This window comes from Streptomyces yongxingensis, assembly GCF_055597465.1.
Genome location: NZ_CM145717.1, coordinates 10,263,287 through 10,274,850, shown reverse-complemented (window position 1 = coordinate 10,274,850; position 11,564 = coordinate 10,263,287). Strand labels below are relative to the sequence as shown.

The window sequence follows — 11,564 nt, the reverse complement described above, 5'->3', positions numbered from 1 at the left end:
ACTGGGCCTCCTCGACGACGTACGGCCTCACATAGCCTCGGCCCATGGGTGATTTACTGCCGTATCTGATCGTCGCCGGTGTGCTCGCCGCGCTCATGGGCTTCCTCGGCTGGGTGGCGTCCGTCGCCCGTCGCCGTGGTGCCACCGGCGCGGCCCTGCGGGCGGCCCTGGCCTCCCACGACGAGGCGTTCAGGGTGACCGCGTATGACTCCCACCACGAGATCCGGGCGCAGGCGGAGCGCAAGGCACCGATCCTCTCCCCCGACGGCCGGTGGACGCCGAGCCGCGCCGTGGCGGAGGGCCGCCGGCCCTCCGGACCCCGGGCTTCCCGGACCCGGCGGGGACTACTGCGCCGGTGGCGCCGGGCCCGGGGGCGCTGAGGGCCCGGGCCCGGGGGCGCTGAGGGCCCGGCGGACGCTTACGGGGGTGTCCGGCGGGCCACGCGGCGGAGCCGCATAGCGGTGCTTTCCCCTCCCCGCCCCTTCCCGTTACCAGGGGCTCCGCCCCTGGACCCCGGGGCCGAGGGGCAGAGCCCCGCCACGCTGCGGAGCCGCCATATCGAGGCCGCGGGAAGGGACGGAGCCCCGGTTCTGGGGTCTGGGGCAGAGCCCCGGTCCCCGGTCCCCGGGGTCTGGGGCAGAGCCCCAGTTTCGGGAAGGGGCGGGGAGGGGAGCAGCCCGCCGCAGGCGTCACCGACGTCCCCGGACAAGACCCCTAGGACGTCGCAGTCGCGGGGTAGTCCGCTCCGAGCGTGACCTCGCGCCACGTGTCGAAGGTGGCCCTGAGGGAGTCCAGCCGGGCCTGGGCGATGTCGTAGGCGGCCTTGCCCAGTAGCAGCCGCAGCGGGGGTTCCGCCGCCTCCACCGCGCCGATGATGGCCTCGCTCGCGCGGACCGGGTCGCCGGGCTGGTGGCCGTAGGTGGCGAGGGTGCCGGCGCGCCGTGCGCCCGCGGTCTCGGCGTAGTCGTCGATGGTGATGGCGGACTGGCGCATGGAGGGGCCGGACCAGTTGGTGCGGAAGGCGGCCGGTTCGACGATCGTCACCTTGATGCCCAGCGGGGCGACCTCGGCGGCGAGGGATTCGGACAGGCCCTCCACGGCGAACTTGGTGGCGTGGTAGTAGCCGGTGGCGCCGAAGGCGGCCAGGCCGCCGAGGGAGGAGATGTTCACGATGTGGCCGGCGCGGCGGGCGCGCATGCCCGGCAGCACCGCCCGGGTGACGTCCACCAGGCCGAAGACATTGGTGTCGAACAGGGCCCGGACCTCCTCGTCCTCACCCTCCTCGAGCGCGGCGAGGTAGCCGTAGCCCGCGTTGTTGACGAGCACGTCGACGCGGCCGAAGGCGGTTTCCGCCTCCTGCACCGCCTCCGCCACCCGGTCCTTGTCGGTGACGTCGAGCGCGAGGGCCAGCGCGCGCTCCCCGTGCCCGGCGACGATGTCGGCCACCTGTCGGGGGTCGCGGGCGGTGACCACCGCGCGGTGGCCGTGGCCGAGGACAGCGGTGGCCAGTGCCCGGCCCAGACCGGTGGAACAGCCGGTGATGAACCAGACGGGCGAGTCGTTGAGGGTCATGCGGAAGAGTCCTTCGTCGTGGTGCTCATGGAGTCGTGGGGCGCCTCCACCACATCGGCGGTGAGGCTGCCCAGCAGGGCCAGCGCCTGCTCGGACGGGCTGCCCGGCTCGGCCTGGTAGACGATGAGCTGCTGACCGGGGGCGCTGTTCACGGTCAGGGCCTCGTACTCGAGCGTCAGCTCACCGACCAGGCGGTGCCGGAAGCGCTTGGTCTCGTGGGTTTTCTGGCGGATGTCATGGCGGGCCCACAGCCGCCGGAACGTCTCGCTCTTGAGCGACAACTCACCGACGACGGCGATCAGTTCGGGGTCCTCCGCGTCGATTCCGGCCGCCGCGCGGAGCCCGGCGACGGTGTTGACCGCCACCCGGTCCCAGTCGGGGTAGAACTCCCGCGCGTCCGGGTCGAGGAAAACCAGCCGCACCAGATCCCGGCTGTGGGTGTGCCCGTCGAACAGGGCCCCGCCCAGGGTGTTGTGGGCCAGTACGGTCAGACAGCGCCCCAGGACCACGGCCGGGGTCCGCGGCCAGCCCTCCATCATCCGCAGCAGGGTCGGGCTCACCCGCTCCCGCCGCGCGGCCGGGCGGCGCCGGCCGGGGGTCGGACGGGCCAGCCGGTGCAGATGGGCGACCGCGTCCTCCTCCAGCACCAGCGCCCGGGCCAGCGCCTCGACCACCTGCGCCGAGGGATGCCGCTCCCGGCCCTGCTCCAGCCGTACGTAGTAGTCGGAGCTGACACCGGCCAGCAGGGCGACCTCCTCGCGGCGCAGCCCCGCCACCCGGCGCCGGCCGGCGGGCAGGATGTCCACGTCCTCGGGCCGCACCCGTTCACGGCGGGCGCGCAGAAAGCGCCCCAGAGGGTTCTCGCTGTCCATGAATGCAAGCGTAGGCCGGGGAAAGCACGGTCAGGGCCTCGTAAGGTGGCCGCGCTACTCCTAGTCTGGGCCGGGAGGTGCCCATGGACCACTACGGGGAGCGCAGGGTCGACCGGGGACCGGACGGAGGCGGCTGCCCGGTGCGGCGGGGGCCCGACGGGGTCTGGCAGGTGTCCGGCTACGTGGAGGCCCGCGCCGTGCTGCGCGCCACCGCCACCGTGCAGGCCGGGCTCGGCGTCGAGACGGTGGAGAAGCTGCCGTCCCGGTTCCGGCGCCCGGTGCTCTACCGGGACGGTCCGGAACACCGCGAGGACCGGCGGCAGACCGCCCGGTTCTTCACCCCGCGCCGGGTCGACGAGCACTATCGCGAGGTGATGGTCAGGGTGGCGGAGGCACAGCTCGACACGGTCCGGGAGACCGGCCGTGGCCACCTCGCCTGCTTGAGTTTCCATCTGGCCATCGAGGTGGCCGGCGCCGTGATCGGCCTGACGGAGAGCCGGCCCGGGATCCGGGGGCGGCTGGAGCGCTTCTTCCCCGAGAAGTTCGGCACGCCGGGGCTGACCAGCCTCGATGGGATCCGCTGGCTGGTGCGGCAGAACGCCAACTGGCTGCGGGTCTACTGGGGCGATGTCCGCCCGGCCGTACGGGCCCGGCGGCGACGGCGGCGCGACGACCTGATCTCCCATCTGCTGGACGAGGGGTGTTCGTCCGGCGAGATCCTGGGGGAATGCCTCACCTTCGCCGCCGCGGGCATGGTCACCACCCGGGAGTTCGTGAATGTGGCCGCGTGGCATCTGTTCGGCGACGCCGCCCTGCTGGCGCGGTACAGGGCCGCCGACGAGCCCGGCCGGATCGCGATCCTCCAGGAGATCCTCCGGCTCGAACCGGTCATCGGCCGGCTCCGCCGCCGTACCACCGCACCGCTCCGGCTGCCCGGCGGCGGGCAGGACCCGGACGCTGAAGTGACGGTCCCGGCCGGGGAGTTGGTCGATGTCCTGCTGCACCGCGCCAATCTCGACGCCCGTACGGTGGGCGAGCGGCCGGAGCGGCTGTGCCCGGGCCGCCCGATGGCCGCGGGCGCGGGGGCGCCGGGGCTGTCGTTCGGGGACGGTGCGCACAAATGCCCCGGGGCCACCATCGCGCTCCTGGAGACGGATGTCTTCCTCAGCCGTCTGTTCGCCCTGCCCGGCATCCGTATGGCGGCCCCGCCCAGGGTCGGCTTCAAGGACGGAATCGACGGCTATGAGCTGCGCGGCTGCACGGTCGAGCTCACCGGCCGGGCGTGACCGGACCGTGCCGGGCGCGGGTCAGCGCGGGTACAGCCGCCGCCGTGCCGTGGTGAAGCGAGCCAGGGCGTCCGGGAGCGGGTCGATGCCGATGCCGGGCGCGGTGGGCACCGGGAGGTGGCCGTCCTGGAGGACGAACGGCTCGGTGATGTCCTCGGCGAAGTACCGGCCGGAGGCCGAGGTGTCACCGGGCAGGGTGCAGCCGGGCAGGGCGGCGAGGGCCAGGTTGGGGGCGCGGCCGATACCGGTCTCCAGCATGCCCCCGCACCACACCGGGACGCCGTGGGCGGCGGCGAGGTCGTGGATGCGGCGGGCCTCCGGATAGCCGCCGACCCGGGCCGGTTTGATGTTGATGACCCGGCAGGCGTCCATCGCGATCGCGGACGCGGCGTCGCGCGCGTTGTGGATGGACTCGTCCAGGCAGACCGGGGTGGTCAGCCGCCGCTGCAGCCGGGCGTGGGCGTGGAGGTTGTTCTCCTCCAGCGGCTCCTCGATCAGCAGCAGCCCGAACTCGTCGAGTTTCCTCAGGTGTTCGGCGTCGGCGAGGGTGTACGCGGTGTTGGCGTCGACCTGGAGCGGCAGCGCCGCGCCGAACCGTTCCCGTACGGCACGCACCGGCTCGACGTCCCAGCCCGGCTCGATCTTCAGCTTGATGCGCACATAGCCCTCGGCGAGATAGCGCTCGACGTCGTCGATCAGCTCGGGGAGGGAGTCCTTGATGCCCACGGACACCCCGGCGGGCACCCGCTCGTAGACCGAGCCGAGGAAGGTGGCGAGCGGCATGCCGTGGGCGCGGAGTTCGGCGTCGAGCAGCGCGGTCTCCAGGGCCGCCTTGGCCAGCTCATGGCCCTTGACGGCGGCCATGGCGGGGGCGAGGGCCGCGGTCGTGGGCGTGCGGAGGGCGGCCACCCGGGGCAGCAGGAAGTCGCGGATCACGATCTCGGCGCCGGCGATGAACTCCGCGCAGTACAGCGGCTCCGGGTCGGCGGCGAACTCCGACCAGCCCTCTGCCTGATCGGTGACGATATGCAGCAGAAAGGTGTCCTTGCTGGTCATCGTCCCGAAGGAGGTGCGGAAGGGGGTGATCAGCGGAAGGGCGACATGGAGCAGTTCGGCGCGTTCGAGCCTCATGGCCGCGGGTCCTCTCCGGGGGTGGTCGGGGTGGGGTTCCGGATGAGCCGGTACCAGCCGTCGCGGGACATCCCGGTCGCCCGGAAGCCCTCGGCGTACGCCTCGGTGAAGACCTCGCGCACGGCGTGTCGCCAGCGCAGTGCCAGGGCCGGGTCGGCGGTGCGCAGCGCGACGATGTCCCCGGGCACCCTGCACCACAGCCGGTCCGCGTGGCGGGCGGCGAGCGGGCCGCCGTCGGGGGCGTGGCGGACGACCGGGGCGGCTGCCCGGTCCTCGGTGTCATCGGCGGGTGCGGGTGCGGGTGCCGGTGCGGGTCGCGCGAGGAGGTCCCAGCGGGCGGTGAGCCGGTCGCTCTCGTCGCCGTCGTTCACCCCGTCGTTCATGGGGCCGTAGAGGTCGACCAGGTACTCGGCCCCGACGGCACCCAGTTTGACCAGGTTGAAGCGGGCGTTACGGGCGACCAGCGGGTCGAAGGTCCAGCGCATGGTGTGGGCCCCGCGCGCCAGGGCCCAGCCGCGCTGGGCCTGTTTGACGGCGTGGCCGACGCCCCGGTCGGAGGCGGTGGCGGCGGCCACGAGCGAGTACACCTCACGGTCGGCCGGCGGGCCGAAGACCGCGACCGCGGCGCCGGAGAGCCGCTCGCCGCCGGGCCCGGTCGAGTACGCGGCGTGCACCGCGCCGCCCGCGTGGACGATGCTGTGCAGCACTTCGGCCGGGTAGGGCGGGTTGGTGCGCGGCAGCCGCCACACCTCGGCGAAGAAGTCGGCCACCGCCTGGACACCGGCCACGTCGTGGACGGTGCGGACGGCGACCCCGGCGGCGCGGGCGGCGGCGGTGGCCAGCGCCTCGGCGTCCATCGTCACTGATGTCATGGGTCCGAGTCTCCCGGCGGGTGCTCGCGCTCGGCTTGTCCGGACGCACAAGCACGGCCTAGGGTCCTGTTGCGATCAGCCAATCGCCGCGCGCGTCAGCCCCCCTGGAAGGCCCGGTACCACCCATGGACACCCGCACCCTCGGGGAGCTTCTGGACACCCTGGGCGAGCCCGCGCTGCGGCTGCTCACCGCCCCGTCCGGGCTCACCACACCCGTCACCGAGGTGCTGCTGTACGACGCCCACGCCCCGTTCCCGGACCGGGCGCCCGGCGCCCTGCTGCTGGCGGTCGGGGTGCGGGCGGACGCGGCCGGGGCGCTGGTGGACGAGGCGGCGGCCGCGCGGATGGCCGGTCTCGTCGTACGCGGCGGGGACGGGCCCTCATCCGGACAGGGACCCTCGTCCGGGCGGGGATCCTCATCCGGGCACGGGCTCGCGTCCGGGCACGGGCTCGCGGACGCCGTCGCCCGGGCGCGGGAGCGGGGGCTGGCCCTGCTCACCGTGGACGAGGACGCCGCCTGGCACCATGTCCATCTGCTGCTGGCCGGGGCGGTCGGGGCCCGGCCCTCCCCCGCGGGCGACGCCGCGCTCGGCGATCTGTTCTCGCTCGCGGGCGCCGTGGCCACGGCCGTGGGCGGCGCCACCGTGATCGAGGATCCGCGCCAGCGCGTCCTCGCCCACTCCACCATCCCCGGGCAGCCCGTGGACGAGCCCCGGCGCCAGGGCATCCTGGGCCGTCAGGTGCCGGGCAGCCCGGAGAACACCGAGCAGTACCGGGTGCTGTTCGCGTCCCAAGGCCCGGTGCGCCTGCCCGCCCTCAGCGCCGAGGAACTGCCGCGGCTGGCCGTCGCCGTACGGGCGGGCGGTGAGACCCTCGGCTCGCTGTGGGTCGTCGACGACGGGACCCTCGCGCCGGACGCCGAGGAGGCGCTGGCCCAGGGCGCCTCCACGGCCGCCCTGCTCCTGTTGCGGGCGCGGGCGGCGCAGGAGCTGTCCCGCCATATGACCGGCGATCTGCTGCGCCGCCTCCTGGACGGCACCGCCGAGCCCGCCACCGCCGCCGAGCGCCTCGGGCTCGCCCCCGGCACACCGGTGCGGGTGGCCGCCTTCGCGCTGGAGGGCGCGGCGGGCGCGCCGGACGGGGAGCAGGCCGCACTGCGGCTGCTGGATCTCGTACGGCTGCAGTGCGAGGCGCGGTACGGGCGGCATGCCTGTGTGCTGGTCGACGGGGTGGTGTACGCACTGCTGCCGGGGACGTACGGGCGGGCCGGGGAGCGGCAGCGACGGCTCGCCGAGGACATCGTGCGCCGCGCAGGTCAGGCGCTGCGGGTGCCGGTGCGGGCCGGTCTCGGCGATGTGGTGCCGGAGGTGGCGGAGGTCCGCGGGTCACGGGAGGACGCCGATCTGGTGCTGCGGGTGCTCGGCCCGGACGAGACAGTGGCCGTCATGGAGGAGGTCCGGGCCCGCGCCGTGCTGCTCCGGCTCACCGAACTCCTCAGCGAGCGGCGGGAGTTGGCGGCCGGGGCCTGGCGGGACGTCGTGGCGTACGACGCCGGGCACGGCACGGACTACGCCCGGACGCTGGTGTGCTGGCTGGACGCCGGATGCGATATGGCGCGGGCGGCCCGGCTGCTGGCCGTCCACCCCAACACCTGCCGCTACCGGCTGCGGCAGGCGCGGACGCAGTTGGGCATCGACCTGGACGACCCGGACGAGCGGCTGGTGCTCTGGCTCCAGTTGCGCACGCTCGCCGGGCTGCGGGGCGCGGGCGCCTGAGCGCTCCGCTGGAAGTGCCCCGACCTGCCGTCGATCGTCCGCGGCGCCGTCGCGGCCTGGGGGGTGTCCTGTTGGATTCAGCCGAGCCAGCCCATGAGCCGCGCCTCGCACTCCCGCAACTGCTCCACCGGCACGTACTCGCCCGCGGTGTGGGCGAGGGACGGGTCACCGGGGCCGTAGTTGAGCGCCGGTGTGCCGAGCGCGGCGAAGCGGGCGACATCGGTCCAGCCCAGTTTGGGGCGGGGAGCGGTGCCGAGGTACGCCACGAGCGAGGCGGCCGCTTCCTGGTCCAGGCCGGGGAGGGCGCCCGGGATGTTCTCGGTGATCTCGACCTCGTACTCGGGGAAGAGGCCGCGTACGTACGCCTCGGCCTCCTGGGGTGAACGGCTGGGCGCGAACCGCAGGTTGACCGTGATCACGCACAGGTCGGGCACCACATTGTCGGCCACGCCCGCGCGCACGGCCACGGCGCTCAGCCCCTCGCGGTACTCCAGCCCGTCGATGGTGATCCGCTCGGCGGTGTGGTCGTCCAGGCGCCGCAGGACGGCGGCGGCGCGGTGGGCGGCGTTGACGCCCTTCCAGGCGCGGGCGGTGTGCGCCCGCTCGCCGCGTACGGCGATGTCCGCCATCAGCACGCCCTGGCACCCCGCCTCGACACCGGCGTCCGAGGGTTCCATGAGGATCGCCAGATCGGCCCCGATCAGCTCCGGGCGTTCCGCGGCGATCCTGGCCAGGCCATTGCGGTCGCCCGCCACTTCCTCGCATTCGTAGAAGACGTAGGTGATGTCGTGCGTGGGGGCGGGGAGTGCCGCCGCGAGCCGGAGGGCGACCGCGACACCGCCCTTCATGTCGCAGGCCCCGAGGCCGTACAGCAGTCCCCCGTCCAGCCGGGAGGGGAGGTTGTCCGCGGCCGGGACGGTGTCCAGGTGTCCGGCGATGACCACCCTCCGGTCGCGGCCCAGGTGGGTGCGGGCCACGACGGAGTGGCCGATCCGCTCGACGGTCAGCCATGGCAGGGCGCGCAGCGCGCTCTCGACGGCGTCGGCGAGCGGGGCCTCATGGCCGCTTTCCGAGGGGATGTCGACCAGGGCGCGGGTGAGCGCGAGCACATCGGCGGCGGGATCGAGCGGGGTCATGGGGTGATCTCCGGTTCGGGGGTGGGGCGGTTGAGGGTGGAGTGCCGGATGCCGTAGAGCCCGTAGATCACGAGTCCGACCGCCATCCAGGATCCGAAGGCGATCCAGGTGTCGGCCCCCAGCCCGTACATCACATACCCGCAGCAGGCCACTCCCAGCAGGGGTGTCACGGGCGCGAGCGGCACCCGGAAGCTGCGTGGCGCGTCCGGCTTGCGCCGGCGCAGGATCAGCACGGCCAGGTTGACCAGGGCGAAGGCGAAGAGAGTACCGATGCTGGTGGCGTCGGCGAGGTCGCCGAGCGGGACGAGCGCGGCGAGGACGGCCACGAAGGCGGAGACGATGACGGTGCCCGCGCGCGGCACCCCGGTGCGCCGGTGGACCCTGGAGAAGAGGCCGGGGACGAGCCCGTCGCGGGACATCGAGAACAGGATGCGGATCTGCCCGTACTGCACGGTGAGGACCACGCTGGTGGTGGCGACGACCGCGCCGATGGACAGCAGGATCGGCCACAGCTCGCCACCTCCGACAGAGCGGACGAGGACCTCGCTGAGCGTGGCCTCGGTGCCCTCGAACCGCTGCCAGGGCATCGCGCCGACCGCCGCCAGCGCGACCGCGCAGTACAGGGCGGTGACCAGACCGAGCGAGAGGACGATGGCGCGCGGCAGATCGCGCTGTGGGTGCTTGGCCTCCTCCCCCGCCGTGGAGGCGGCGTCGAACCCGATGTAGGAGAAGAAGAGCGAGGAGGCGCCCGCGGTCATCCCGGCCGCGCCGAGGGGGAAGAGCGGCCGGAAGTTCCCGGCGCGGAAGGCGGTGAAGGCCACCGCGCAGAAGATGACGAGCGCGGCCAGCTTCACCGCCACCATCACCGTGTTGACCACGGCGCTCTCCCGGGCGCCGCGCAGCAGCACCACCATGGCGAGGACGACGATGGCGGCGGCGGGGACGTTCAGCACCCCGCCGTCGCCCGGCGGGGCGGCGAGCGCGTCGGGCAGGGTCCGGCCGACGGTCAGCTGGAGCAGTTCATTGACGTACTGGCCCCAGCCGACCGCGACCGCGGCCACGGAGACGCCGTACTCGAGGATCAGACACCAGCCGCACACCCAGGCCACCAGCTCGCCCAAGGTGGCGTAGGTGTAGCTGTACGAGGACCCGGCGCCCGGGATCATGCCCGCGAGCTCGGCGTAGGACAGGGCGGAGAACAGCGCGGTGACCCCGGCGAGGACGAAGGAGAGCACCACCGCCGGGCCCGCCTGCGGCACCGCCTCGCCGAGCACCACGAAGATCCCGGTGCCGAGGGTGGCACCGACGCTGAGCAGGGTGAGCTGGGTCAGCCCCAGGGTGCGGCGGAGCGGACCGCCACCGGCCTCGGCGACGAGCTCCGCCACCTCCCGGCGGCGGGTCAGTCTGCCGACCGGGCCGGTGGCCTGTCCCGGGGCCCGCCGGCCGTGCGGTTGTGTTCGCACACCGTTCACATTGCCTCCCTTGTCCGCGCCGCCGCGCTGTACGGCCCCTGATGATGCGGAAGTGAGCGGGTGAGGAGGTGCACACATCGGCCAAAGACCCGTCCGTGGCTTTGACCGTTCGGCCAAGGCCCGGCGGTGGCTATGCCGTCCGCGAGCGGTTCAGCAGCGCCAGGGAGCAGATGAGGGACACGGCCACCAGCACCATCTGGTAGATGACGACCGGCACGATCGATCCGCCGGTCGAGTGCAGCAGCCACTCGCCGACCAGGGGTGCCGTGCCGCCGATGAGCGCCGAGCACAGCTGGTAGGAGAGGGAGATACCGGTGTAGCGCACCGAGATCGGGAAGGCGGCGGCGAGCAGTCCGGCCAGGATCGCGTAGTTCATCGCGCCGGTGATGCCCAGCAGACAGATGCCGAGCCCCACGACGACCGGCTGGGTCGTCGAGACGCAGGCGTACATCACCGGCACGAAGAGGAAGTTGAGGCCCAGCAGGGCCGCCACGGTGCGGCGTGGGCCGAACCGGCCGGCCAGCACCACTCCGAAGGGCTGGGTGACGAACTGCAGGACGCTGTAGACGAGCAGCACGTTCAGCATGGTGGAGCGCTCCATGCCGAGGCTGTCGGTGGACCAGGACAGGACGAAGGTGGTGATGAAGTAGGTGGCGGCGATGCCGATGGAGCTGGCGAGCACGCCGAGCACGAGGGATCCGGAGTGACCGGTGACCAGCTCCCGCAGGGGCACCTTCGCGACCCGCTTCTCGTCGCGCAGCCGGGCGAACTCCGGGGACTCCTCGACCTTGAGCCGCACCACCAGGCCGATGACCACCATCACGGCGGAGAAGAGGAACGGCACGCGCCAGCCCCAGGCGTCGAAGTCGTCGTCCGGAAGCTGGGTGAGCAGCGCGAACATCCCGGTGGCCAGGATCGATCCGGCCGGGGACCCCTGCTGGGCGAAGGCGCCGAAGGACAGCGCCTTCTCCTTGGGGGCGTGTTCGCTGGCGATGAGGACGGCGCCACCCCATTCGCCGCCGACCGCGATGCCCTGCACCATGCGCAGCAGCACCAGCGCGATGGGCGCGGCGACGCCGACCTCGTCGTAGCCGGGGAGCAGCCCGATCAGGGTGGTGGCGATGCCCATCATCAGCAACGTGGTGACCAGGGTCTTCTTCCGGCCGATCCGGTCGCCGAGGTGGCCGAAGACGATGCCGCCGATGGGCCGGGCGAGGAAGCCGAGCCAGAGGCTGCCGAACGCCTCCAGCGCGCCGGTGGTGTCACCGCCGCCGCCGAAGAAGATCTTGCCGAGGACGAGCGCGGAGGCGGTGGAGTAGATGTAGAAGTCGTACCACTCGACGGTGGTGCCGATGAACGAGGCGAGACCGGCCTTGCGGGCGGTCCGCTCGCGGTCGGTGGCCGGGGCGTGGTCCGTGGCCGCGGCGGTGGCGGTGGGCTTGCTCATG

Annotated in this window: 10 protein-coding genes; 3 read left to right on the top strand and 7 right to left on the bottom strand. The window is 73.5% G+C overall.

The window, feature by feature from the left end:
• Positions 1 to 44 precede the first annotated feature (44 nt).
• The gene (locus ACZ6TD_RS43365; RefSeq protein WP_471347097.1) at positions 45 to 380 is read left to right on the top strand and encodes a hypothetical protein; all 336 of its coding nucleotides are present in this window, start codon (positions 45 to 47) and stop codon (positions 378 to 380) included.
• 334 nt (positions 381 to 714) lie between these two features.
• Here ACZ6TD_RS43365 and ACZ6TD_RS43360 read toward each other — a convergent pair whose 3' ends face one another.
• Both ACZ6TD_RS43360 and ACZ6TD_RS43355 read right to left on the bottom strand, forming a co-directional pair.
• Complete coding sequence (locus tag ACZ6TD_RS43360) at positions 715 to 1,572, bottom strand: oxidoreductase (protein WP_471347095.1); 858 nt, start codon at positions 1,570 to 1,572, stop codon at positions 715 to 717.
• Positions 1,569 to 2,444 carry a helix-turn-helix transcriptional regulator gene (locus ACZ6TD_RS43355; protein ID WP_471347093.1) on the bottom strand — a complete coding sequence of 292 codons (876 nt, stop codon included), beginning with the start codon at positions 2,442 to 2,444 and terminating at the stop codon, positions 1,569 to 1,571. The genes ACZ6TD_RS43360 and ACZ6TD_RS43355 overlap by 4 nt, the downstream gene beginning before the upstream one ends.
• Positions 2,445 to 2,527: 83 nt before the next feature.
• Here ACZ6TD_RS43355 and ACZ6TD_RS43350 point away from each other — a divergent pair, with 83 nt between their 5' ends.
• Entirely contained in the window at positions 2,528 to 3,730 is a 1,203-nt protein-coding gene (locus ACZ6TD_RS43350) for a cytochrome P450 (protein WP_471347091.1), read from the top strand.
• Between the two features lie 21 nt (positions 3,731 to 3,751).
• Here ACZ6TD_RS43350 and menC read toward each other — a convergent pair whose 3' ends face one another.
• Positions 3,752 to 4,861, bottom strand: coding sequence for an o-succinylbenzoate synthase (gene menC / locus ACZ6TD_RS43345; protein ID WP_471347089.1), 1,110 nt, complete (start codon positions 4,859 to 4,861; stop codon positions 3,752 to 3,754).
• Positions 4,858 to 5,733 (bottom strand): chorismate synthase, encoded by an 876-nt coding sequence (locus ACZ6TD_RS43340; RefSeq protein ID WP_471347087.1) that lies wholly within the window; start codon positions 5,731 to 5,733, stop codon positions 4,858 to 4,860. The genes menC and ACZ6TD_RS43340 overlap by 4 nt, the downstream gene beginning before the upstream one ends.
• Positions 5,734 to 5,858: 125 nt before the next feature.
• On the opposite strand from ACZ6TD_RS43340, the gene ACZ6TD_RS43335 reads away from it, so the two are divergent.
• Positions 5,859 to 7,508 (top strand): PucR family transcriptional regulator, encoded by a 1,650-nt coding sequence (locus ACZ6TD_RS43335; RefSeq protein ID WP_471347085.1) that lies wholly within the window; start codon positions 5,859 to 5,861, stop codon positions 7,506 to 7,508.
• A 77-nt stretch (positions 7,509 to 7,585) separates the two neighbouring features.
• Here ACZ6TD_RS43335 and dapE read toward each other — a convergent pair whose 3' ends face one another.
• The 3 genes from dapE to ACZ6TD_RS43320 are packed head-to-tail and all read right to left on the bottom strand — an operon-like array spanning position 7,586 to position 11,563.
• Positions 7,586 to 8,644 carry a succinyl-diaminopimelate desuccinylase gene (gene dapE, locus ACZ6TD_RS43330; RefSeq protein WP_471347083.1) on the bottom strand — a complete coding sequence of 353 codons (1,059 nt, stop codon included), beginning with the start codon at positions 8,642 to 8,644 and terminating at the stop codon, positions 7,586 to 7,588.
• Positions 8,641 to 10,194 (bottom strand): amino acid permease, encoded by a 1,554-nt coding sequence (locus tag ACZ6TD_RS43325; protein WP_471347081.1) that lies wholly within the window; start codon positions 10,192 to 10,194, stop codon positions 8,641 to 8,643. Before ACZ6TD_RS43325 ends, dapE begins: the two co-directional genes overlap by 4 nt.
• Positions 10,195 to 10,246: 52 nt before the next feature.
• Positions 10,247 to 11,563: an MFS transporter gene (locus tag ACZ6TD_RS43320; protein ID WP_471347079.1), complete on the bottom strand. Its 1,317-nt coding sequence runs from the start codon at positions 11,561 to 11,563 to the stop codon at positions 10,247 to 10,249.
• Between the last annotated feature and the right edge of the window lies 1 nt (position 11,564).